The following is a 21,937-nucleotide window of genomic DNA, read 5'->3' as shown; positions in this document are numbered from 1 at the left end:
CAGGATCGTGGTTTCTGAGCCAGACGGTACTGAGATGACGCTTACTCTGAAGGTGATATTTTTTGTTTTTAAAGCAATTTCTCCAGCTGCAATTATGTCATCCCTGTTCAGCGCCATCCCCGTGGCCATGAACGGATGCTCCCCAGGTATGAACTCGGCCACCGTGTGGTTTTCTGTCTGCTCGTTATTTATTCTCCCGCTGCCGGCATCAATAAACCCGATACGCCCGACAATGAACCAGATGCGGCTGGCGAAACACCTCCACGTACGTGGAGAAGACCGGTTTGGAGGGTATGCGTTTTGGACGTGGCAGGAAACACCTCCACGTACGTGGAGAAGACGTAGATTATGGATGTATTGCTTGCCGTAATGAAGAAACACCTCCACGTACGTGGAGAAGACGTAACGGTAAATACTCAAAACGAGCTTCTTTTAGAAACACCTCCACGTACGTGGAGAAGACAACCACGTGAAGAAAGGAGCTCAGCAATGAATAGAAACACCTCCACGTACGTGGAGAAGACATTTTCACCTTTCCGCTATTCCAAGCGAGAGCAGAAACACCTCCACGTACGTGGAGAAGACCAACATCTAACTGACCGTTCCCTGCCACGGTGGGAAACACCTCCACGTACGTGGAGAAGACACCTGATCACGAGCACTACCACCACTAACAGCAGAAACACCTCCACGTACGTGGAGAAGACTGACGTGTCGCAATGGCGCGGATTTGCTCTGCGGAAACACCTCCACGTACGTGGAGAAGACATCTCTATGCTGCCCCACAGTTAGCGCCAGTAGGAAACACCTCCACGTACGTGGAGAAGACCTTCTTCACGCTGCGCTAATCGTTTGTCTATCAGAAACACCTCCACGTACGTGGAGAAGACTATAGGGGGGTGAGGCTGGCGCGCTTAGATCGGGAAACACCTCCACGTACGTGGAGAAGACGCAACTCAATGGCACTTACCGCATCGGCAACCAGAAACACCTCCACGTACGTGGAGAAGACGGCAGGGTTAACGGAATCTTAAAGGATAGCTAAGAAACACCTCCACGTACGTGGAGAAGACTTAAACCGCATCGCTCACGAAATAGACTGATGTGAAACACCTCCACGTACGTGGAGAAGACCCAGCAAAATGAGCGTGCGCGAAATGGTGGAGGGAAACACCTCCACGTACGTGGAGAAGACCTGCTCATGCTCCAGCACTCCCTGCTGCTCAAAGAAACACCTCCACGTACGTGGAGAAGACCGCACCATCTCTGACCTCTCCCAGTAAATGCAGGAAACACCTCCACGTACGTGGAGAAGACAGCGCAGCAACCTGCTGCTGTCGTGCTGTCATGGAAACACCTCCACGTACGTGGAGAAGACTGGTGCAAAGCTATCAGGAGATGGCTGAGCGCGGAAACACCTCCACGTACGTGGAGAAGACCCGTCATTGTTCGCAACGGTGGCAGTGCTCAGGGAAACACCTCCACGTACGTGGAGAAGACTTTAGCGCACTCCGTCCATGACTCACCAACGTAGAAACACCTCCACGTACGTGGAGAAGACTCCTGCTCCAGCCGTCGCAGGTCAATAACATCGGAAACACCTCCACGTACGTGGAGAAGACGTCCTGCAGGCACATACGCCAAGGATACACCAAGAAACACCTCCACGTACGTGGAGAAGACCTTGTGCATTTCTCGTCTGGCGGTATCTGCCCGGAAACACCTCCACGTACGTGGAGAAGACTTCCGGTATTTCGGCTTTAATGAGGGGATCTAAGAAACACCTCCACGTACGTGGAGAAGACTGATCTGGTGCCTTGAGAAGCAAAACCCGCTAAGAAACACCTCCACGTACGTGGAGAAGACATCGCTTGAATGTGGTTTCCCCCGTATCATGCAGAAACACCTCCACGTACGTGGAGAAGACGCAGTTGCATCAATTTTTCTTAAGTCATTATTAGAAACACCTCCACGTACGTGGAGAAGACAAGGTTACGCTAAAGAGGAGCTTCGCGCAGAAAGAAACACCTCCACGTACGTGGAGAAGACCTGTTCAAGCGCTGCCTTTTTCAGCTTTTCGAGGAAACACCTCCACGTACGTGGAGAAGACAAATTAATCCGCTATTTAATTTGCCGCCAATAAGAAACACCTCCACGTACGTGGAGAAGACTCCAATATATTGTAAAAAATCTCATCATGAAACCCATATATTGGATTTTTAGTTATTCGCCTGAACGACCATCGTACGCCTATAGGCAATAATGTAACCATCCGTAACACAAAAACTGGTACCTTCAACTATTCAGCGATCATTTCATCCCAGAAAATGCAAATTCGCAGGAGCAGATAACCACTTTTCTGTATTCAGCCGCTGTAGTCGATTTATACTGCTATCAAGACGCCCTTCATCGTCGCACCTGGCCGGATAACGCGGAGATAACACAGAGTCTGTTCTATTACAACGCATACATCGCCATTTTCAATGCTGTTCACCATGTATAAGTAGCTCAATGCTAATGTATATTTATAGCTAATCAAGAATTAATTTTAAACTTTCCTTCTTATGGCAAGCTATGACTGCTTACTAATATCCGGATAACCTTCATCGATTTTGACATATAAACTGACTATTTCGATCGCTCGGTTTATTTTTTATCACTAATCTGAAACTAAATCAGGTAAAATATTGAGAGCCAACGATGAGAAAGCTTTTATTAATCTTTCTCCAGATGTCATTTACATACCTTCGTAACGACTGATGATGCTTCAGTTCATATTAACTCGATGGAATTTTATCTCTCAAATTATATCAGCATTCATTACTGATATAAAAACTCGATAAAATCCAGAGCATAACCTCAATAAAAGCATCAAGTTATTTTTATCACCCACCTCGAAGATTTGATTTTATCAAATAACCATTCTATTTTTATTCATGCAATTTAGTTAAATTAGAATCTATATATATCATACTTGATATATAGCTTTGTTATTAAACTACTCACTCTGCATTGAAAAGTGAACCTATGGGTCAATTTAACATTACAAACTCCATCAGTGTATCAGTTAACGTGACAAACTTGAAAGTTAAAAGCACCAGGCTTATTGGAAAAAATATAAATACCGGTGAACTTCCGCATAGAGTTACTCTGAAACATCTGCAGCAGACTTTTCGTGAATGATAATTGAACAGTAAAACATATAAAGCTGACCTGAACAGAGGGCATTTCCTCGGTGATATCAATGGCGCATACCCTTGCTCAGATTATGATATCAATATAGTGTTAGCAGAATTTAATGATGGCGAAATAAAGGTAATGTTAGTATATCGACAGGAGGCATTTTTAATTATAGCAATGATACAAAAAACCTAAAAGCAGAGTAAAATTTTTTCTATACATTAGCTAGGCATTCAGTTGACAGATATCTTTGAAATTAATTGATATTTGTCAATTAATTCCAGATAAATTTATATACAGTTAATATAATAACTCTGTAAAAATTAGTTTTCAATTTAAAATCCACAAAGCAGTTCGTAATAAAATCAGCAAATTAAAATAATTAAACATTAATCAAAATGAAAACAAAAGCGATACAGTAGACATATTAAAAAATAAACGACAAACTTCAATAAATATAATCCACCTTTCAGACATCATTTGAAGATGTAGAAAAAATTTCATCAAGTCGCCCAGTCACATCATTTCGCAAACAATTAATCAACGTTTTATAATCATAGCGACTATCATTTTTTACCTCATCTATAGAGAAAAACATTTTAATCAAATCCTGTAAGATCATGCGACTCTTTATCACCTCCTCAAAAAGTTCTTTCCTGTAAAATTCTTCCAGAAACACCTCATTTTCACAACCACGTAGTTTCATCTGGGCTTTCACTCGCAATCCAATCTCCAGTAATTCTGTAGATACACTCGAAATATTGACTTCTGCGGCAGATGCTCCTTCCGCTCTTCTCTCGTCAACCAGTCTTCTGATTCCATCCAGTGTATTCTGTGTCATATAAATATGCTGACGTGGCATCATTACCCCTCAAAAAAATTCAGTATTCAGCCCACCTTTGTGGGCGCCAGTTAAAATATTTGTAAAATAGCAGAGCCCACAACTAGCCCACACCAAAATAAAAGCCATTATATATCATAATGATAAATAGCCCACAATCAGCCCATCATTTCCGTTACATTTTACTATCAATATGATTTTTCTTTAAAAACCCACGCTGCGCCCACAGAGGTGGGCTGATTGTGGGCTTAGCTTTATAAAAAAATCAAACAGCACAAAAGGTTATAAAGTTAACATGTTAAATTAAAAAGAAAAATCAGCAAAAAGAATTTTTGCGTAGGGTGTGAGAACTTTAGATCGGAGAAGCCTATTTTTTAGGTCAGCGTTCTTTCAGGACTTGGCAAAATTTTAGCTTCACTGAAATCCGAAAAAATGGGACAATATTTCAGCCTGATTACGTTCATGGAGGTACCTGATGTTAAAATGGATAATTATTTTAGTGGCCAGCATCACATCATTCCCGGCAGCATCTGATGACTGCTACGATATGGCAGGAAGGGATTATAAAATAGACCCTGATTTACTTCGCGCCATAGCCTGGAATGAATCGGGATTCAGGCAAAATGCGGTTGGACAGAGTCCGGATAACAGTATTGATGTCGGACTAATGCAAATTAACTCACAGCATTTTCGTAATTTATCTTCTATCGGGGTTACAGAGTATCATCTCATGCACGATGCATGTATGAATATATATACCGGGGCCTATATTCTGGCGCAGTCATTTCACAGATTGGGGGTAACCTGGCAGGCGGTTGGAGCATACAACGCAGGATTTAAAAAAACACCTGAACAGCATTTGCGGCGTGAAAACTACGCCAGAAGAATTCATGCTACATATGTTGCACTGAAGGAAAGTAAAAAAAACAACAATAAGGGAAAGTGAAGAGATCCTCACAGAGGGCCTTGCATTACCAGTCAAAAACAGTTTCATCATCTATAATATCAGCATCGCAGTCGAAATGGATGTACTTTACCTGATATATACGCTGCATGTGATAAAAGAATATTCGTAGCGACTTCGATAATGCTGCTCTTTTCATCGTAAGTAGCGGGTAACTGAAACCTCCCAAATCATTGATATATCCATGTCTGGTGTCATAAACCCACGGCGACAATAAGTCACGCAAAGAAATATTTTTTGGCTGAAAATTATCCTCATATTCCCTATGGCTGTACTGCATACAAGAACAATCTGCTGCTGCATAATTCTTTCCTTATTTAACGCCACCGGGTTATCGATGGCGTCCATGCTAATTAATCAATTGCACGATAAATAAGACTGGCCTCCGGGTGATTTATAATGCTGACATAGTCTTTCAGCGCATCCTGGCGCTCTGTGAGCTTCTTACATATATGAGCATACGACTCTCCCTTTTCTGCAACCTCGCATGACAACCAGTTCAGCACCATCAGTGTAGCAATAATTCCGGCAGCATCAGCACTGATTTCGTGGTCAAAATAGTTTCCAGGTATTATCATCTGATATTTACTTTCACTGATCGGCGCGATATACCCTGTTGAGTTCAGAAATACTTCCGTGTGTGGTCCAGTCTTTCCCGTACTTCCGCCTGGGATAATGTAATATTCCCAGCAACCCCCATCATAATTGGTGTGGCGCCGCATCCAGTCAGCCACCATACATTCCCCCTGAGGGCTGACAAAAAATGTCGGGATGAATGATAGTCTGTTGCTTTCCGGAACGATCTTCCTTAATTCTTGATGAGCAAATACCGGCACACCCGTCAGGACATAATGGCATTCTGCATCATGATCCTCCACTGCCACCGGCCAGCTGTCTGCAAGCCATACGGATATTGCCGTATCGTTCTGATCACTGGTAATACGCAGCTCATCAGCACCGACTGGAGGTGTGAATAATTCAGGCTGTTGCTGTTTTTCAGCGTTAGCCAGGATATAACAAACCAGGTCGATAAACTGGCTGGTCGTTATATCCGAATTTTTATCACAACTTTCGTTAGATTCTGCAGCGGCGGTTTTGATGTCCTGGCTGTTCATTCTCATATCTCCCTTTTTGATGATGTTACATCTTTCGTTGAGTTCTTTGCGGCATGGGCGTAAACGAGCACAACCTGATGCAGATGTCCGGGGTGAGCGGGAAATTTTTTTCGGTCTAATGAAGCGCAGCGGAATGGCCGGGAAAAATTTATTGCGAAAGGCAGCGCCGGCCCTGGACAGCCTGGCGGGTTGTGCCTGTCTCAGCCCCGGCGAAAGAACTCAAACGGATGAAATGGTCAGGCAGGGAATGAGCAGGAGCCCGCAGCAACGACGGAACGCGCGGGCGCGAAACGGCGTTGCCCCTTACAGCCCGGCGACCGTTGCCTTTCGCCGGGATGCAGGGAGCGCAGGCCACGGCGCGACAGAGGCAGCGCATCCTGCCAGGGATGCAGCAAGCGCGCCCCTGACGTCAGACATCAGACACTAGCCGGCAGGCCCGAAGCCGCCTGGCGGGTTCGGCGGAGCTTACCGCGTCCTGTCGCGGTTAGCGGAGTGTGGCTCGACGACCGGACGCGCAGCGGTCGGGAGCCGAAGGTGGCCCCGAGTCTGGCCTGTCAGGAAGAAACAGCAGAAGAGAGAACGCAGCAGGAGAAGATATCATCTGGACAGACAGTGTCAGACTGGAAAAAGGATACCAGACATAGGACAGCGCAGCCATGCCACGCGCCGCAGGCGGTTTTTTGGCGGACTGTCAGCAAGGAAAAAGGGGCTACCGGTGAACCGGCAACCCCTTCATAAAGGCGCTTCAGGCAGGTCAGACCAACGCAGCCCTGAAAAGGCGGGGTTTCCCCCGCCTCCAGGTTGCTACTTACCGTTGGATTCGTAAGCCAGGCTTGCCGCGACCTCCCTGTTCCCGTCCTTTAGCCGGACTTCGCATAAGCGGTTCCGGGTCAGGCATGTGAATATTAAGAGCGTTAAACACACGATTAATACGCACCAGACCAGGGCGTTTCGCGGTAGTTTCATGGTTTACTCCTCCTTGCAAATTGCACGGTAAGAGGCCATACTGGTGTTGACTAGACATTCAGTGGGCCTCGTGGTTAATAAGAATTAACTTCGGGGCTTTCTGCTTTCTGCCGCACAACATCCACACCACTCAAACATCATGAGGCAAAAAGCCTCAAGCGCCACCGCCAATATACCTTACCCCTGTCAGACTGACCAGGTATCCTGCCTTCAGCGTACTGATTTCCCGTTAAAATACTCTGGTCTGCTATCAAGCTCCCGCTCAATCAGTTCCTCAGCAAACAAGGGCGCCATCCTGTTGACACGACGCTCAAGATTCCGACGACGCGCAGCGGCTTTGCGCTCATCGCTCCAGCGCTTAATCTGCCTCTCGTCGGGAAAATCCACACACACCGCATATCCCGCGCCCGCCACCCAGCGCGACATAATGGATTCGGGCGCAGGCTGTCCGGCCTCCACCACTTCGGATGCCAGTTCATGCGGACCAGGACACGGTGATGGTAATTTCCAGCGCAGGGAGTAACGCCATTTCATCTCTGCCTCCGGTCCGTCAGCTTGTTCGGAACCTGCCAGCGCTCTGCCTGACGCACAGCCTCCGGGGTGTCACGCACAATGAAGCCAATTTCATGGATAACCCCGTACGGCGGCTCACCAGCGTCACGCAGCCAGTCCAGGGAGGCCAGCGAGGTAAACCGCGACCGCCAGTGCCAGAAAGCAGGCTCCAGCTCGCGCGCGTCAAACTCTTCGGCCCACCGGCGGTACCAGCTGCTGACCGTCTCCGGCGACTGGAAGTTCAGCTCCGTAACGGCCTGCCCCAGCAGGTTCTGCCGCAGCCGCCAGTGATGCGCCAGCGTCCGTTCTTCCCCGCGCATTCTGCGGGTGAACGCGATATTTCTGCGCTGCAACCGGCGCTCTGTCCGGGTGTGCAACACCTCCGGGAACAGTTCAGCCTGAACATCCACCGGCAGCGGCAGCGGGCAGCACTCCCCGTGGCTGGCAATCAGTTCATCGAGCGCCTCCTCCACCTGTTTGAGGCTGCTCAGGCGATACTTTGGGTCCCAGTTGAGGCCGGGAATGCGCTGCGCCACGGTTGTGTTCATGCGGCTGTTCCCGGTCAGCAGGCGCAGGAAGGTGCGCACGTGTGGCATGGCGGGCAGACGCGCACCGAGACGGCGGGATTCCGCCACCGACAGGACCGCCTGCAGCGCCGCCTGTCGGGCTGGGTTCAGGGTCACGAGAGACGTTGTTGATGTGTTCACTGTGCGCCCTCCATTGCCAGCACGCTGATAATACTGGCCTGACTGTAGCCATCGGCATCGAGCAGTGCGGTCAGACTGAGTGTGTGAGAAATCACCTCCGGCGCCCAGTCAGACAGGGTGCTGATAACCGAGAACGGACGACCGCTGGCAGGGACAAACACCACCATCCAGACCGGAGAGATATCGCCGGGGCTGCATACGGCGATCTGAAAGTTTCCGTGAGACGGCGTGAAGCGGACCTGTACCGGAAAAAAACCACCGAACTCACTCCGGTATTCGCCGTTCATGTCCCAGTCATCAGGGCAGGTCAGATCCCGCATGACGGCATGTGTCAGTTCGCGTCGAAAATCTTCACCCGCCTCGCGCCAGTCTTCGAATTCCCGGGGGATCATGGTTTTCAGTACTTCGGGAGTAATAACGTTTTGCATAATGGTCTCCTTATCGCCGCCCCTCAGGGCGGCGTGTCCCTGTCAGGCGGCGTGAGCCGGAGTGTCGGTATCGATGTCAGATTTGCTTTCAGGCGCTGCACTATCTGGCTCGGGTGCTTTCATCCATGCAGGAATCCAGCGACCATGCGCCATCACGCTCTCAGCATGTTCGGCCGCCTCCCCCTTCTTCATCTTCCCTGCATCTGATGCGGCCCCGGTCAGACCCGCTTCATTCAGCGCTTCCACAATCTGATTCCTGCTGAGCAATCCGAAGAAATTCGCTGCAGTCGGTGTCCACCAGTCCCTCATATCGAAGCCGATCGCGTTTTCGACATCATCCAGGGGACTTCGGGTCGTATGCCCCATCGTCCGGGTCTGAACGCCGTACACTGAACTGGCGGTGCAAAACGTCATCAGTGACATCAGGTTTTCCCCGCTGAGCGTAAAAAACGTGGTGAAATCCTTCTTCCAGCCTTCCGGCAACAGTGCCTGCAGGCGTGCTTTTTCCTGCATCAGTGTCTGCCAGGCCTTTCCCGTTTTTCCGTCCGGGGCATCACTGACGAGTGATGAGTGATGCTCTGTCATCTTTAAGTCGAAGGGGTGGTTTGTTGTCACGCAGTAGTCAAACACGCACGAACACAGCCGCCAGACCATTAACGCCACGGCTTTTTCAGGCTGCTGAACCAGGGCCGCCTGCACTGCGAGGGTGCGCTCCGAAGACATTTTTTTCAGTAGCGGTTCGCTGATGCTGTCCACGGGTTTCTGGATTTTTTTGCTGATGAGCGCGTTTCGATTCTCCCCACCAGTATGATCATCATCGTTCTGCTCCGGGGCTATCTGGCGAACGCCACGCTGGATATAAACCTCTCCACCCCAGAAACTGACGACAACACCGCTTTCAGCTTTCAGTTCTGTCGTCCATCCACGGTTCACCGCAGCGGTCTCTATTTCGTCGATCAGGTCCTGAATAGCGTACTCATCATCATGAGTTACAGCGGCTTCCTGTGTGGCATGGAGCTCATCGAGGCGCAACTGCTCATCAGCGGTGTAATTTGCCTCCGGGGCCGGGGTCAGCTGGAAAGTTCTGGCGTCATCACCCCAGGAGCGAATGGGATCGCTCCGTACCTGCGACCATGCCCAGCCCTCACTTTGCTGAATATCGGCTGCCAGAACCGTGAGTTTTTTCTGCATTAATGTCTCAATCAGTGCCTTATTCGCAGTGCCCTCCCCATTTTCCGCACTGAACAGGTCTTCGCGCACAACACCGCCAGCGGCTTCATAGGCCTCACGCCCGAGATACTCAAAAGCCGGACTTTTCACCGAAATTTCCCGGTCCGTTACCGCGCTTTTCAGCAGATGAGGGGCAGTATGGCCATACGCTGATTTAACATTTTCATAGACCTGCAACTGTCGGGTCGGGTCGCTTTCCAGGGCCAGCGCCTGGCAATGCTCAATCGTGATTTCATCTTTTGCCAGCCGGGCCAGCAGTTCCGGCGCCAGCCCCGCGAGTTTCAGCATACGCTGGACGTGCCGGCTGCTGTATCCCAGTTGAACGCCAATATCTGCCGGAGCCATTCCCTGCTCAGAGAGATCGCGAAACGCGTAGATTTGCTCTGCCGGGTGCATGGACAGGTGTTCATCGTTCTCGATGTAAGAAACCAGCCGCGCCATGTCATCGCTGATGCGCCTGACGGGTACCAGATATTCGCTGTCAATTTCCTTTTCACTGACCAGCAGATTCAGACCTTCGCGGCGACGTCCACCTGCAGCAACACCAGATTTTCCATCCGGCATGTCGTGTACAACCAGATTCTGCAGCAGCCCCACAGCTTTGATGGATGCAGCCATGCTGGCTACGCTGGCCGGGGGATAAGGAATAATGCGCACATTCAGTGGTGATTTTGCCAGGCTGGACAGTGGCACATACTCAACTGGTGCGGCGTCCAGCGCGGATTTCAGCGCTTCGCGCTCCGCCCGGGTCGGTTTTTTCGGGCTGGCTTTTCTGGCGGTTTTTGCTTTAGACTCGGTTACTGACATAGTTAATACCTCGCGATATTGATGATTGTCCGGCCCTGCGGAGTTACCGCTCCGGCAGGGCACCTTTTTACTGCTGTTTACGGATGCCGTAGCCCCGGATATAACGGTTCATCAGGTACTCACCACCCGGCTCAAAATTCCAGACACGCCAGATCATTTCGCCGTCGCGACGTACCACCAGGCGAAAGTGCGTACCCTGATCGTCTTCAATCGCGACATTCTGATACTGCGCGGAGACCGCTTCAGCCTGTTCGCGGGTGAATGTGCCATCTGGCAGTGACTGAAGGGGCGGCATAACGTTGCTGGTCATGTATCTCTCCTTTTCCTGCCCCGCAGGCCGCGGGGCGTTTTCATCATGCTGGTCAAAACGGGGCATCATCATCCATCGGCAGATAATCGTCCGGTAACGGCTGAGGCGCTTGCTGAGACGGCGCAGTAGTCTGACGGCCTTTTCTGCCGCCCTTCGCTTTCGGGGATTTAGCCGGAGCGTCAGCAGGTTGTGCCGGGGCGGCAGGATTCTGCGGCTGCGCGGGCTGCTGCGGCGCAGCGCTCTCAGGCTCACCGGAACCACGACGACCACCGAGCATCTGCATGGTGCCGTTCTGCCCGACCAGTACCTCGGTGACGTAGCGCGTGGCGCCGGTATCGTCCTGCCAGCTACGGGTGCGTAACTGGCCCTCGATGTAGACCTGCGCGCCTTTACGCAGGTATTCGCCCGCCACTTCCGCGAGCTTGCCGAACATGACAACACGGTGCCATTCGGTGTTTTCGCGCAGTTCCCCGTTCTGCTTGTCACGCCACGTTTCGGACGTGGCCAGCGTCAGGTTTGCCACTGCGCCGCCGTTGGGCATGTAACGCACCTCCGGGTCCTGCCCCAGATGTCCGACCAGAATGACTTTGTTTACGCCACGTGATGCCATGATGAATCTCCTTACGCTGTTGTTTTGCCTTTAAAAGCCCTCACCCGTTGAGTTGCCGGGGCCGCGGTTTTGACGTTTTGCGGGGACCTGCTGCTCTGCTCCGCTGGTTGTTACCTTCACCCGTTTGAGAGCCGTTCGCCGCGAGGGCAAAGACGCCACGGCCTGACGCATCTGTCCGGGGCAGAACGCAAAAGTTTTTGCGGCCCATGCAAAAAGTTTTGTGGGCTGTTCATTACACCCTGGACAGATGCGTCAGGTTGTGGCTCTGTAAGCCCCGGCGAAAGGACTCAAAGGGGTGAAAAAACCAGACAAGGAATGAGCAGAAACCCGCTGCAACGACGGAAAGCGCGGGCGCGAAACGGCGTTGCCCCTCAGAGGGCCGGCAGATATATTGTCGGCACGGTGAAAGCGGCGCGACCGGAACGGTCGCTGTAAGCGTGCCGTTGACCTTTGCCATCAGACCCTAGCCGAATGGCCCGAAACCGCTTGCGGGTTCGGCGGAGACTGGCGGGTGCGCAGCAACTGCCTGGCGGAGTGGGGCTCGACGACCGGACGCGCAGCGGCCGGGAGCCGAAGGGGCCAGAGTGGTTTTACCTGTTTTTGATTCACCTGGTATCCGGAACAGACGCTACAGGATGACGAGTGAGAAGATGACAGGGAAGAATACACCAGGTACAACGCGGAGAGAGAAAACGGGCGTCGCGTCAGCGCGGCCCGTTTTTTCTGCGCCGCAGGCGCGCGGCCGTTCACTGCGCGGCCAGACCGGGGCACACTTCCCGGCTGGCACACCTCCCTATTTCAGGCCTGAATTTTCAGAAGGATGGTAGAAACATCTGTATAACTGAATACCCCACGGGGCAACGTCTTCCAGAAATCAGAAATCGGCTTAAGTATTTTTTGCTGGCGCGGTCCGTTCAGACAGACCGCCACCACAACACCACCGGGCTTAAGAAGGGTTATCGCTTTCTGTATGTGCCTGATATCCTGCGCATGATGAAACGGCGGATTCATCAAAATTTTGCTGTACCGATTTTCCGGCGAGTAGTCCAGAAAATCCCCGTTCCAGATATTGATGCCAGGAAAAGCGCTCCGCAGGTGACGGGATAAATCTGCATTGAGCTCCACGGCATCACACCGTGCCAGCGGGACAGCATCCATGATAGCCCGTAAAATGGCCCCCGTTCCCGCTTCCGGCTCCAGGATGTGGTCCGAATCCGTCAGATCCGCCAGGTCAACCAGCTGACGGCAGACCGGATCGGGTGTGACAAAAAGCTGAGAACTGGCCCGGATTTCGGCAACGGGCGCACGGCCATCCAGCCTGGACTGCATAGACTGAATGCGCTCCCTGAGTTCACTGCGCATAGCGACACCTCTCTGATTTCCCCGGCATAACGCCGGGGACGCTGTTCATGATTTTTTTGGAATTTCGACAGTTTTCATGTCTGAGATATAAACATTTACGAGGGTGTATCCGTTGCTCATCACCCGACGGAAACGATAAGCACCGTGTTCATCATTTCCGGCAACTCCCCGAACGCCTTTATAATCTGGCGGTGTTTTTGCCCATTCGGCCTTTGTCATTTCCCGGAAACCCTCCCCGGGATAGTTCACGATCGGCGGTCGCTTCGCAGCCTGTTTCGCGGCGCTGGCTTCTTCCGCTGACGGCGCTTTGTAGTCCGTAATGCGATCGGGCGTCAGTTTCATGGTTCCGCCATAGCCCAGAAAACGATAACAGGGCGTCTCCACCGAGCTGACCTGCCCGTTACTTTTATTGATGCGGATGATGGTCAGCCACTCACCCCGGCTTTTCACCTGACCGCCGGGCTGAAATTCATCTGTACGGGCGACCACGCTACCCGACTCATCGAGCATGGCCCGCTCATAGCTGAGGCGGTTGCGGTAATGACTTACCCAGCGCTCCTGATAACGGATCGCGCGCTCATGGCAGCGAACAGCAATATCACGAGCTTGTTCAAAGGTGATAATCTCCTCTGCAAGGGCCGAATGCAGGGACATCTGGCCTTCATACTGGCTTTTTTCCGGAGGGCGGGGAAATTTATCCAGCGTGAAACAGGCGTATACATGGTCATAATTGCTGATTAAACGCGCCATTTTCAGATCAAGGGTCTCCGCGCGCCACATTGTCAGGTATTTTTGCGACCTGGCTATATTTTTCTCAGCCTTACGCAATTCCGCCTCAATTTTTTTAATTCGGCGGTAGCGAACATCCGGGCGCTCTTTATTTTTTGCGTGATGCAGGGAAGCCTGCGCGCGCGCCTCCCAGTATTCGGCACGTTCAAAGAGCATCACGGCGCGTTTCATACCGTTTTCAATTTTCTGTGCATAACGACGCGCACGGCGCTCACTGTGGTGACCTACAAGAATCGGCTGGCCAAAGGGGATCGCGGATGCCAGCGCATCGACATGCGCGAGCGCCTGCTCAGATTCTCCGGCGCGTTTGTCGCTGTAATCGTTAAAACGTTCCGCGCGTTGTTCCTGCCGCTCAAAGAGCGTACTGTCTTCATCCTCAATATCTCCGGCCAGGGAAAGCAACATATCCTCCCGGCCCGGCGTCCAGGCTGGCGCGACAAATAGTTTTTGTTTGGGTGCCCAGCGAAAACCAACAGCGTGGATCTTTTTATACGTTTCTTCATCGAGACGCAGCGTTGCATACAGCCGTAATTTGTTATCATCCGGGGAGTAAGTCGCCCGGTACACATGGGAAGTATTCTCTTCAGCTCCGGTATGCGAGAGTGTTTCAGCACTGAGTGCCAGCGCGGTAGCCTGATTCATGGTTTTCTCTCCTTCCTGCGGTTGCCGCCCCTCGCGGAGCGGCTCACCTCATCAGTTAAATGCGCGTTTCAGTTCAAGGGTGCGGAGCACCTGCCCGAAAGCCGCGTTTTTCATTGCGGGGATATGAACGCTGCGCCCCTTACTAACACGCCGTGCAATATGCCGTCCGAACGCTTTCAGAGGAATTTCAATCTCTGACGCCGCGATATCATCCCGCTGTATGCGCTGATGCTGACGGGGCTTTACAGCCTCTGCGGAAGGTGAAACAATAGTTTCTGTCATATAGTTAACTCCTTGTGGTAGTTAATGAAGCCGCAAAAACCGTTCGAGCGATTTCTGCGGCGTGGATTAAGCAGGGTTTACCCTGCTTTTTTCATTTCTGCGGTTCGTCGCATGTGTCTTCTGCCTCCAGTCACAGCCTTGTTTTTTCCTGATTTTTAAAGAACATCACCCGTTGAGTTGCCGGGGCCGCGGTTTTGACGTTTGCGGGAACCTGCTGCGATATTCCCTCTGGTATAAACTTCACCCGTTTGAGAGCCGTTCGCCGCAAAGGCAAAGACGCCACGGCCTGACGCATCTGTCCGGGGCAGAACGCAAAAGTTTTTGCGGCCCATGCAAAAAGTTTTGTGGGCTGTTCATTACACCCTGGACAGCTAATGCGACAGGTTGTGGCTCTGTAAGCCCCGGCGAAAGGACTCAAAGGGGTGAAAAAACCAGGAAAGGAAAGAGCCGGAACCCGCCGCAACGACGGAACGCGCGGGCGCGAAACGGCGTTGCGCCTTACAGCCCGGCGTCAGTTTGCCGGGGTGCGAAAAGCGCAGGTCACGGCGCGTAACAGGGCGGCGCATCCGGAACGGATGCTGCAAGCCAGGTGTTGCGTCATGGGATGGAAGCCCGACAGGGCGGAGACAGCGAGGCTGTCTCCGTTCACGACAGCCCGCCCGGACGCCGGGTGAAGGAAGAACAGCTTTAAGACAAAAATCTCAGTAAGAATCGAAAACAGTAGTAGCAGGAGCAGGAGCAAAAACTGTTTCACTCAACCGGGAATTTAACCGGAAATTTCAGGATTTACCCTCGCCCTCGCTACTTTCTGGCTTCTGGTATTCAGGCGCATTAGCGCGCGGCAGTTGCTGACTGTTCAGACGATGCACGCTGAGGCGTTCACGGAAAAATTCGCGCAGATGTTCAGGCTGCTCTCGTTCAGCCAGCTCTGGCACCACGGGCTTGTTCATCCGTTCCTGCCAGGCAACAGCGGCGGCCGCTTTATTGACCGCTACTTTATCCTGCTCGTCTTTTGACATAGACGCGATATTCCACTTCGACATATACACCCCCGGTCTGTTTTACAGGAAGATATACCTGATAATACGCCTGTTCACAGACTTCAGCGACGGATAATGCAGAGAGGGGGGTCAGGAGAGGAGAGATCGCAGCGCCAGAGGCGCGGCGACGTCTCTCTCCGGCAGGCGCAGCCTGCCCGGGTTTTGCGCGCGGGCTGACAGGCGCCCTCAGCCCGGACACCTGCCATGCTGCTACTGGCCTTTTCCGCCCTGTAGGATGAAGTGACCGCCGATATAGACGGCACACTGACAGATCATGTATTCGCAGATTTCATCCATCACCTGCGCGGTGGTCAGTTCCCGCTGCCCGGCATCACGGCGGCGGGCATTAATCAGGGCTTTATACTGGCGCAAAATATCGCGGCTTTTTGGTGCAAGTTTCACACATTTCTCCTTATCTGGCGGGTTTCACCGCCGCGAATCATTCAGTTTTGATGAATTCATTTTTTCGTCTCCCTGCGGGGCGGCATGGCCGCCCCGGTGGTTAATCAGTCCAGCGCGGCGTAAATGGCGTTGCATCCCGGGTGAAGGGTGATGTGATTCCAGAGCTGGGCATCACGCAGCATGTAAAGGTGAGTCAGGGCCGGGTTACCGCTGTCATGGTGGGCCGCCAGACGGCGATTAACAGCCAGCGATGTCAGAATAATGCCCGCCGCGTCGGCGCTCACAATGCGGTCAAACCAGCTTTCCGTGCTGACCAGATGGACACGGCCACAATCCGGCATCATGTAGCCGCCCCCCTCCGGTAAGCGGATGTAATGCCAGAATCCGCCTTCATATTCGGGCATCCATTTTTTCGCCAGCGCTAACACCTGTAATTCTGCGAGCAGAAAATCAGTACCGAACATGTACGGCATGAAGGACAGGCGGTCGGATTCTTCAACATTCAGGACAGGGCGCGTTTTCACATACTGCATGGTAAAACCTCCGTAATCACATGGGCTGCGACACCGGGCGGTGCCGTGCCTCCATAACAGACGGGCGGTCAGTCGGGAATGCAGGGGCGCAAGGGAAGCCGCAGCCTGACGCACACGGCAGACGGGAGTTGGAGGGTGAGGCCGTGAATCCTGAGCGGTCGAACGACCGGAAAATCCCGGCAGACGGGAAGGAAGGACCGGGTGACCGTCGCGTTCACTTTACCCTTGCATTCGCGACAGCCCGGCTAAGATGGAGGCACGGCACCGCCCGCACACGACACGGCGATAACAGAGTATGGTTTTTACCCAAAAGGCCCGGAAGCCGGGCCGGGTAAATGCGGAGCCGGCACGGGGACATCCTTATTGCACCAGACCTTCAGCCCCGTCAGGCAGACAAGGGAGAGTTTCCCCTCCCCCACAGCTCCGGCCTGTCACACCGGCGTTCTGACGGCCCGGGCCTCTTTCACCACGTCCCGTAATACACGGCGATCCAGCCAGCGGCGGGCCGGTTCACCCGGAAAACGCAGAAGGTCTGTAATAACGTCTGCGCCCTCAATATTTTCCTCACGCTCGTTTACCAGGGAGAGCAGGACCGGGCAGAATCGCGCACCGCGAACCAGAATGGCATCGAGGACCTGATCCAGTCTGTCGGTCTCAGCTTCGTCCAGCCAGTTGTCGTGGTCATATTCCTCGGCCAGCAACCGCCAGTCACCGAAGCGCCTGTCCATCAGTCGCGGGGGGTCGGACGGAACCAGCGCGGCAACGATACATTTTGCATCCTGACGGACGATTTCCGCTATCTGAGCGAGGGAGGCTTTCAGAAAGGCCAGCAGGTCGTCACATTCCGCCGCCATCAGCCACTCCTGCGCGTAGGGCAAATGGATTTTCTGGCATTCAGACAGCCGCTCCGGGTGCAGATATTCCTGCGCGGGGAACAAATGCAGACGCGCCGGGGTTCCCGCCAGTCGCCGCGCACTGGCAAGCAATAACGCAGCCCTGCCATATGTCAGCGGCTGGCAAAGCTGTTCTGTCAGCGCCAGGATTTCCGCACCCCTGAGAGAGCCGCAGGCGGCGAGCCAGCCGGGTACGGTTTCAGGCGCGACGGGCGCCATATCAATTGAGTCGGGCCAGCCAGCCTGGCGCAGCATCCGGTCGCCGTGACGCAGAATAAGAGCGTTAAGGGTTTTATTTTTCATCATTATCGTCTCAGTTCGGGTTATATCGCCCCGCAGCGTGGCGGGGCGATCTGCTGTCAGCTTTTCATTAAGGCGCGCACTTTCGCTGTATCAGCCAGGCGGCGCCTCACGCTTTCCGGCACCGGGTGATTGCCATCCCGGGCGGCCCATTCCCTGTGCCATAATGCCTGTTCGGCGGTAATCAGCAGGGTTTCGAGCAGATCAGCCGGCACCCTCACTTCCGTCGCGGCTGCTTTCACCTCGTCTATCAGCGTCATCACCGCACTGGCAGATACGCCCGACTCAAGCCGTTCTTCTTCCGGTATGGCGTCCAGACGCGCCAGAACGTCCTTTATGTCCTGTTCAGAAACGGCACATTCCATTCCGTCTGCCAACGCTTCGATATCCGCCGGGGACCAGACAAACAGGTTCAGCGGGGTTTCTGCGGGATACTGCTCACTCAACAACCGGCAGAGGGTTTCACAGGTTCCGTACATGTTTTCTCCTTAGTCCTTAAAGCAGGCATCCAGCTCAAGAATTTCGTTGTACGCCGCCATAAACAGGGCGTTGGTGCGAAAAAGTGTCTGGCGAGTCAGGCGTTCGGTCAGCACACCGGAATCAAAGCGATAGCGGAGCTCCATGTCGTTCAGCGCGTCCCGCAGGTCACTCATGCTGTTGGCCAGTTCCGCTACTTCTGCGCGGAGTTTTTCGTGTCCGGCATAGTTCATTACGCGGCCTCCGGATAAAAGACGTCGTTGGCGGCCGGGCGCAGCATGGCTCGCTGTACGGCTGACAGGCGGGTTATCCCGGCTGTGTGGTACTGCTCCATCAGCTCAATCCCGATATAACGGCGCCCTGATTGAACCGCCGCTACGCAGATGGAGCCGGAACCGGCAAACGGATCGAGAACAATGGCGTTCGGGTGTGTGAAGCTCTCTATCAACGGTTGCAGACTGGTTACAGGTTTTTCTGTCGGGTGGTGGCGGTTGCCGCTGTATCTCCAGCCCAGCACGTCAGGTAACGGGTTTTGCGGCAGCGCCGGACGGCCTTTCGCCAGGATATAAGCGCATTCATGGCGGTAGCCGACATAGGCCGATTTGGATGAGTAGGTTTTGGTGAAAACCAGATGCCCGACGACACTGAATCCGGCACTTTTCCACGCGGCCATAAAACGATCGACGCGGTTCCAGCCGTAGAAACTGATCATCAGCGCGTCTTTTTTGAGAACTCGGTACATCTCATTGCAGGCGGGTTGTAGCCATTCATCGGTTTTGTCACCGGCAATACTGCGACCGGAACGGTCACGGAACCCGACCAGATACGGGGGATCGGTGAGGATGAAATCAACGGCGCGATCCGGAAAGCCGGACATAATATCGACGCAGTTACCCAGGATAAAACGGGACATAGTGATACCTCGTGGTTACAGGGGGCACCCAGGAGGACGTCGGTACGACGTCCGTTCCCTGCTGCCCGGAGCCTGTACGCCGCGACCGGTAACGGGTCAAGCTGACCGTGGAATACCGCAGCCGTCAGTTTTTTCGACGGCAAGGATATGCCGCGAAAGCGGCTTGAAGGGCGCTCCTTAAAGTGCGAGTGGATGGCGTAAAATCACAGCGACGCCGGACAGGAGCGGAAACGCCGCCCGTCCTGTGTCCGTCCGGGCGCGGCACACTGGCTCCGGGCAGTGGATATCCCCGCGTCACGCGCGGCATGGATGCGGAGCAGCGCGACATCATTATTCCGGCCTGAAGTACCGGGCAGTCGGCCTGCCCGGTCTTCCGTCAGCGGGTGATATCCCGCCAGTCGTTCCCCCACTCATCGTGCAGTAGCGGCATATCCGTTGAGCCGGTCACTGTCCACGCATCGAGGAACTTCAGCCCGCGCAGGATACTGTTTTTCACGTCATCGAGCAGAATAATGCTGTTAAACCAGACCACGCCTTCGGGATACTCCCAGCGATGCCGGCCATCCTCGCGTTGCAGCGATGGCCACCAGGTGCGCCCCATTTCCAGAACACCCGCTTCAGCCTGCACCAGGTCACTCGCGCTAATCAGGTAATACACCATCATTTCAGTGCCATCGACGTCGACACTTAATCCCACAAGCCAGGTATTCAGCTGTGTTTCCATGTTATTCGGGCGGTTTCCCGCCCGCCTCCGGTCAGCCGCCAAAATGCGCCACGTTGTTGATAATCCACTCCGGGCCGATCACATCCGGGCTACTTGCCAGTAGCCCGGTTATGAATCTCTAATTCACCGCACAATTTTATTATCTTATTATCTTGTTATCTTGTTATCTTGTTATCTTGTTATCTTAATTTAAATATAAATCATACAGTTAATAACTTATTAAGTTATTATCATAATAAAATAATTGCGTAATTCATGTTCGGATGTCAATATTAAGTTGTTATCTTAACAACTTAACATGAGGCTATAATGATAATTGTATTAGGTAGTCAAAAAGGTGGTGTTGGTAAAAGTACACTTGCGGTATCAATAGCCGCATATCTGATGTCATTAGGCAATCGCGTAATTATTGTCGACGCAGATGACCAGAAATCAGTATTAACCTGGTACAACAACCGCCCTGAAGATCTCCCCCATATACCGGTTACAGGCGCAACAGGCAACATCAAAGCAATGTTAAAGGAACACGAAAAATCCTATGATTTTGTCATTGCAGACTGTGCTGGCCGTGATAGTGCAGAAATGCGTAGTGGATTGATGGCCGCAGATGTATTCATTTCTCCTTTGCGTCCTTCTCAGATGGACCTGGATGTTGTACCTCATACATGCTCCGTTTTTACAGCAGCAAAAGATTTTAATGAGGATGTTCGGGGATATCTCGTTTTAAACATGACTCCCACAAACATGTTTGTTAATGAAGCCAATCAGGCAGCTGAAGTCCTCAAGGATTACCCTGAAATGCATCTGGCGAACTCCCGAGTATGTGATCGTAAAGCACATCGAGATGCCTGGGCCGAATCAATGACAATTTTTGAAACGCAAAATGATAAAGCACAACAAGAAATCGAAGCGTTAGTTAAAGAGGTTATCCTGTGAGAAATAGAGCAAATAATCCGCCTCGTGATGAGACAGCGTTTATTAACGGTGGTACGGCTGGTATTGATAATACCAAAAGGCCATCAGATAAATCATCAGTTGTAAGCAAAGCCAAACCAGTGAGTATTTCCTTTTTTGAAGAAAATCTTAAAGACATTGATGACCTTATAACGGCAGAGATGGTTTCAGGTAAAGGTAGAGTGAATCGTTCTGATGTCGTCAGGGCTGCGGTAGAAGCACTAAAAACACTATCAAAAACAGAGATATCACGATTAATAGCAGAAGCAAAACAAAGATAACATCTTGTTATCTTGTTATCTTGTTATCTTGTTATCTTGTTATCTTGTTATCTTCAACATATTTTAGGTAGATCTATGCTGAACAGAACCGAAAACAACACAAATATTAATAGTGTTACCCCTTGTTCTGTCGAGGGGCTAATCGCGCTAAAGGATAGTAAAGATCGCACGCATATTGTCCAGCGCGAGTTGATTTCACACACAGAAGATGCATCACATATAGAAGGATCGCCAGCGACAACTGTTTTTTTGTATCAGGTAAATGGATAAGAGTTTTCTTGTCAGGCGAGGAGCTTGCTAAACGATTAGGAATAAATATAGCTGATGGATAATAAAAATGGCTGATAGTCATTTTGAACAGTTATTGCAGATGCGACTACCAGGGAATAAGGAATCGCAATTGCCTTCTGCGCCAATGTTAGCATTTTTTGCCTGTGATACTATAACAGAGCCATTTTTCAGAGCCTGGATTGATGAAAAAGAAAAATACTACGCCCACGCCCCACGATGCGACATTCAGGCAGTTCCTGACGCAGCCGGAGATAGCCCGGGATTTTATGGAGCTGCACCTCCCGGCGGAACTGCGTGCCATCTGTGACCTCACGACGCTGAAGCTGGAATCCGGTTCGTTTGTT

The 21,937-nt window shown here is 52.0% G+C and carries 25 protein-coding genes, 3 pseudogenes and 1 CRISPR repeat array; of the genes and pseudogenes, 6 read left to right on the top strand and 22 right to left on the bottom strand.

Annotated features, from left to right (window positions below; genetic code table 11):
* Positions 1-252: 252 nt before the first annotated feature.
* A CRISPR array of direct repeats spans positions 253-2,171; the repeat unit is 28 nt; unit sequence GAAACACCTCCACGTACGTGGAGAAGAC.
* A 1,478-nt stretch (positions 2,172-3,649) separates the two neighbouring features.
* Positions 3,650-4,045: a relaxosome protein TraM gene (locus tag AQ981_RS24530; RefSeq protein WP_249226385.1), complete on the bottom strand. Its 396-nt coding sequence runs from the start codon at positions 4,043-4,045 to the stop codon at positions 3,650-3,652.
* A gap of 451 nt (positions 4,046-4,496) precedes the next feature.
* On the opposite strand from AQ981_RS24530, the gene AQ981_RS24525 reads away from it, so the two are divergent.
* Entirely contained in the window at positions 4,497-4,967 is a 471-nt protein-coding gene (locus AQ981_RS24525; protein ID WP_058914382.1) for a transglycosylase SLT domain-containing protein, read from the top strand.
* A gap of 25 nt (positions 4,968-4,992) precedes the next feature.
* Here AQ981_RS24525 and AQ981_RS28610 read toward each other — a convergent pair whose 3' ends face one another.
* The gene (locus AQ981_RS28610) at positions 4,993-5,265 is read right to left on the bottom strand and encodes a DUF5983 family protein (RefSeq protein ID WP_058914381.1); all 273 of its coding nucleotides are present in this window, start codon (positions 5,263-5,265) and stop codon (positions 4,993-4,995) included.
* Between the two features lie 73 nt (positions 5,266-5,338).
* On the bottom strand, positions 5,339-6,100 hold the full coding sequence (locus tag AQ981_RS24515; RefSeq protein ID WP_058914380.1) for an antirestriction protein: 762 nt from the start codon (positions 6,098-6,100) through the stop codon (positions 5,339-5,341).
* 232 nt (positions 6,101-6,332) lie between these two features.
* Between AQ981_RS24515 and AQ981_RS28605 the strand changes: the two are divergent.
* A pseudogene (locus tag AQ981_RS28605) lies at positions 6,333-6,478 on the top strand (hypothetical protein); the annotation flags it as partial.
* 426 nt (positions 6,479-6,904) lie between these two features.
* On the opposite strand, the gene AQ981_RS26575 reads toward AQ981_RS28605, so the two are convergent.
* The 11 genes and pseudogenes from AQ981_RS26575 to AQ981_RS24465 form a co-directional block, all read right to left on the bottom strand.
* Positions 6,905-7,027: a Hok/Gef family protein gene (locus AQ981_RS26575; protein WP_085842394.1), complete on the bottom strand. Its 123-nt coding sequence runs from the start codon at positions 7,025-7,027 to the stop codon at positions 6,905-6,907.
* Positions 6,972-7,124: pseudogene (locus tag AQ981_RS28300) on the bottom strand (DUF5431 family protein); the annotation flags it as partial. The gene AQ981_RS26575 and the pseudogene AQ981_RS28300, both read right to left, overlap by 56 nt.
* A 152-nt stretch (positions 7,125-7,276) precedes the next feature.
* Entirely contained in the window at positions 7,277-7,600 is a 324-nt protein-coding gene (locus AQ981_RS24505) for a hypothetical protein (protein ID WP_058914379.1), read from the bottom strand.
* On the bottom strand, positions 7,597-8,325 hold the full coding sequence (locus AQ981_RS24500) for a plasmid SOS inhibition protein A (protein ID WP_058914378.1): 729 nt from the start codon (positions 8,323-8,325) through the stop codon (positions 7,597-7,599). The genes AQ981_RS24505 and AQ981_RS24500 overlap by 4 nt, the downstream gene beginning before the upstream one ends.
* Complete coding sequence (psiB, locus tag AQ981_RS24495; RefSeq protein ID WP_121500734.1) at positions 8,322-8,756, bottom strand: conjugation system SOS inhibitor PsiB; 435 nt, start codon at positions 8,754-8,756, stop codon at positions 8,322-8,324. Before psiB ends, AQ981_RS24500 begins: the two co-directional genes overlap by 4 nt.
* A 39-nt stretch (positions 8,757-8,795) precedes the next feature.
* Entirely contained in the window at positions 8,796-10,790 is a 1,995-nt protein-coding gene (locus AQ981_RS24490; protein WP_058914376.1) for a ParB/RepB/Spo0J family partition protein, read from the bottom strand.
* Positions 10,791-10,857: 67 nt separating this feature from the next.
* Positions 10,858-11,100: a DUF905 domain-containing protein gene (locus AQ981_RS24485; protein ID WP_058914385.1), complete on the bottom strand. Its 243-nt coding sequence runs from the start codon at positions 11,098-11,100 to the stop codon at positions 10,858-10,860.
* A 52-nt stretch (positions 11,101-11,152) separates the two neighbouring features.
* Positions 11,153-11,710, bottom strand: coding sequence for a single-stranded DNA-binding protein (gene ssb / locus AQ981_RS24480; protein ID WP_058914375.1), 558 nt, complete (start codon positions 11,708-11,710; stop codon positions 11,153-11,155).
* A 798-nt stretch (positions 11,711-12,508) separates the two neighbouring features.
* Positions 12,509-13,072, bottom strand: coding sequence for a class I SAM-dependent methyltransferase (locus tag AQ981_RS24475; RefSeq protein ID WP_058914374.1), 564 nt, complete (start codon positions 13,070-13,072; stop codon positions 12,509-12,511).
* A gap of 45 nt (positions 13,073-13,117) precedes the next feature.
* Positions 13,118-14,503, bottom strand: coding sequence for a DUF3560 domain-containing protein (locus tag AQ981_RS24470; protein ID WP_082683271.1), 1,386 nt, complete (start codon positions 14,501-14,503; stop codon positions 13,118-13,120).
* Between the two features lie 51 nt (positions 14,504-14,554).
* Entirely contained in the window at positions 14,555-14,785 is a 231-nt protein-coding gene (locus tag AQ981_RS24465; protein WP_058914373.1) for a CCDC81 family HU domain 1-containing protein, read from the bottom strand.
* Positions 14,786-15,233: 448 nt separating this feature from the next.
* Between AQ981_RS24465 and AQ981_RS28295 the strand changes: the two are divergent.
* Positions 15,234-15,446: pseudogene (locus tag AQ981_RS28295) on the top strand (hypothetical protein); the annotation flags it as partial.
* Positions 15,447-15,564: 118 nt separating this feature from the next.
* Here AQ981_RS28295 and AQ981_RS24455 read toward each other — a convergent pair.
* From AQ981_RS24455 to AQ981_RS24420, 8 genes are all read right to left on the bottom strand, one after another.
* Positions 15,565-15,828, bottom strand: coding sequence for a DNA polymerase III subunit theta (locus AQ981_RS24455; protein ID WP_058914371.1), 264 nt, complete (start codon positions 15,826-15,828; stop codon positions 15,565-15,567).
* A 207-nt stretch (positions 15,829-16,035) separates the two neighbouring features.
* On the bottom strand, positions 16,036-16,227 hold the full coding sequence (locus AQ981_RS24450) for a hypothetical protein (protein ID WP_058914370.1): 192 nt from the start codon (positions 16,225-16,227) through the stop codon (positions 16,036-16,038).
* A gap of 104 nt (positions 16,228-16,331) precedes the next feature.
* Positions 16,332-16,760, bottom strand: coding sequence for an antirestriction protein (locus AQ981_RS24445; RefSeq protein ID WP_058914369.1), 429 nt, complete (start codon positions 16,758-16,760; stop codon positions 16,332-16,334).
* A 431-nt stretch (positions 16,761-17,191) separates the two neighbouring features.
* Entirely contained in the window at positions 17,192-17,959 is a 768-nt protein-coding gene (locus AQ981_RS24440) for a hypothetical protein (RefSeq protein ID WP_058914368.1), read from the bottom strand.
* 53 nt (positions 17,960-18,012) lie between these two features.
* Positions 18,013-18,432 carry a DUF1380 family protein gene (locus tag AQ981_RS24435; protein WP_058914367.1) on the bottom strand — a complete coding sequence of 140 codons (420 nt, stop codon included), beginning with the start codon at positions 18,430-18,432 and terminating at the stop codon, positions 18,013-18,015.
* A 9-nt stretch (positions 18,433-18,441) separates the two neighbouring features.
* Positions 18,442-18,663: a hypothetical protein gene (locus AQ981_RS24430; RefSeq protein WP_058914366.1), complete on the bottom strand. Its 222-nt coding sequence runs from the start codon at positions 18,661-18,663 to the stop codon at positions 18,442-18,444.
* Complete coding sequence (locus tag AQ981_RS24425; protein ID WP_058914365.1) at positions 18,663-19,343, bottom strand: DNA methylase; 681 nt, start codon at positions 19,341-19,343, stop codon at positions 18,663-18,665. Before AQ981_RS24425 ends, AQ981_RS24430 begins: the two co-directional genes overlap by 1 nt.
* 376 nt (positions 19,344-19,719) lie before the next feature.
* Entirely contained in the window at positions 19,720-20,067 is a 348-nt protein-coding gene (locus AQ981_RS24420; RefSeq protein WP_058914364.1) for a hypothetical protein, read from the bottom strand.
* Between the two features lie 309 nt (positions 20,068-20,376).
* On the opposite strand from AQ981_RS24420, the gene AQ981_RS24415 reads away from it, so the two are divergent.
* The 3 genes from AQ981_RS24415 to AQ981_RS26530 form a co-directional block, all read left to right on the top strand.
* Positions 20,377-21,003 (top strand): ParA family plasmid-partitioning AAA ATPase, encoded by a 627-nt coding sequence (locus AQ981_RS24415; protein WP_000587691.1) that lies wholly within the window; start codon positions 20,377-20,379, stop codon positions 21,001-21,003.
* On the top strand, positions 21,000-21,302 hold the full coding sequence (locus AQ981_RS28290) for a hypothetical protein (RefSeq protein ID WP_071609011.1): 303 nt from the start codon (positions 21,000-21,002) through the stop codon (positions 21,300-21,302). The genes AQ981_RS24415 and AQ981_RS28290 overlap by 4 nt, the downstream gene beginning before the upstream one ends.
* A 473-nt stretch (positions 21,303-21,775) precedes the next feature.
* The coding region (locus tag AQ981_RS26530) for an Rpn family recombination-promoting nuclease/putative transposase (protein WP_161969190.1) at positions 21,776-21,937 on the top strand (162 nt) is incomplete at its 3' end.

The organism is Entomohabitans teleogrylli (assembly GCF_001484765.1).
Taxonomy (GTDB): Bacteria; Pseudomonadota; Gammaproteobacteria; order Enterobacterales; family Enterobacteriaceae; genus Entomohabitans; species Entomohabitans teleogrylli.
This window is presented reverse-complemented; position numbering and strand designations above follow the sequence as displayed.

Coding starts and splice junctions, on each gene's coding strand:
- AQ981_RS24530 (WP_249226385.1), bottom strand. CDS start 4,045: ATGATGCCACGTCAGCATATTTATATGACACAGAATACACTGGATGGA.
- AQ981_RS24525 (WP_058914382.1), top strand. CDS start 4,497: ATGTTAAAATGGATAATTATTTTAGTGGCCAGCATCACATCATTCCCG.
- AQ981_RS28610 (WP_058914381.1), bottom strand. CDS start 5,265: ATGCAGTACAGCCATAGGGAATATGAGGATAATTTTCAGCCAAAAAAT.
- AQ981_RS24515 (WP_058914380.1), bottom strand. CDS start 6,100: ATGAACAGCCAGGACATCAAAACCGCCGCTGCAGAATCTAACGAAAGT.
- AQ981_RS24505 (WP_058914379.1), bottom strand. CDS start 7,600: ATGAAATGGCGTTACTCCCTGCGCTGGAAATTACCATCACCGTGTCCT.
- AQ981_RS24490 (WP_058914376.1), bottom strand. CDS start 10,790: ATGTCAGTAACCGAGTCTAAAGCAAAAACCGCCAGAAAAGCCAGCCCG.
- AQ981_RS24485 (WP_058914385.1), bottom strand. CDS start 11,100: ATGACCAGCAACGTTATGCCGCCCCTTCAGTCACTGCCAGATGGCACA.
- ssb (WP_058914375.1), bottom strand. CDS start 11,710: ATGGCATCACGTGGCGTAAACAAAGTCATTCTGGTCGGACATCTGGGG.
- AQ981_RS24475 (WP_058914374.1), bottom strand. CDS start 13,072: ATGCGCAGTGAACTCAGGGAGCGCATTCAGTCTATGCAGTCCAGGCTG.
- AQ981_RS24470 (WP_082683271.1), bottom strand. CDS start 14,503: ATGAATCAGGCTACCGCGCTGGCACTCAGTGCTGAAACACTCTCGCAT.
- AQ981_RS24465 (WP_058914373.1), bottom strand. CDS start 14,785: ATGACAGAAACTATTGTTTCACCTTCCGCAGAGGCTGTAAAGCCCCGT.
- AQ981_RS24455 (WP_058914371.1), bottom strand. CDS start 15,828: ATGTCGAAGTGGAATATCGCGTCTATGTCAAAAGACGAGCAGGATAAA.
- AQ981_RS24445 (WP_058914369.1), bottom strand. CDS start 16,760: ATGCAGTATGTGAAAACGCGCCCTGTCCTGAATGTTGAAGAATCCGAC.
- AQ981_RS24440 (WP_058914368.1), bottom strand. CDS start 17,959: ATGATGAAAAATAAAACCCTTAACGCTCTTATTCTGCGTCACGGCGAC.
- AQ981_RS24435 (WP_058914367.1), bottom strand. CDS start 18,432: ATGTACGGAACCTGTGAAACCCTCTGCCGGTTGTTGAGTGAGCAGTAT.
- AQ981_RS24430 (WP_058914366.1), bottom strand. CDS start 18,663: ATGAACTATGCCGGACACGAAAAACTCCGCGCAGAAGTAGCGGAACTG.
- AQ981_RS24425 (WP_058914365.1), bottom strand. CDS start 19,343: ATGTCCCGTTTTATCCTGGGTAACTGCGTCGATATTATGTCCGGCTTT.
- AQ981_RS24420 (WP_058914364.1), bottom strand. CDS start 20,067: ATGGAAACACAGCTGAATACCTGGCTTGTGGGATTAAGTGTCGACGTC.
- AQ981_RS24415 (WP_000587691.1), top strand. CDS start 20,377: ATGATAATTGTATTAGGTAGTCAAAAAGGTGGTGTTGGTAAAAGTACA.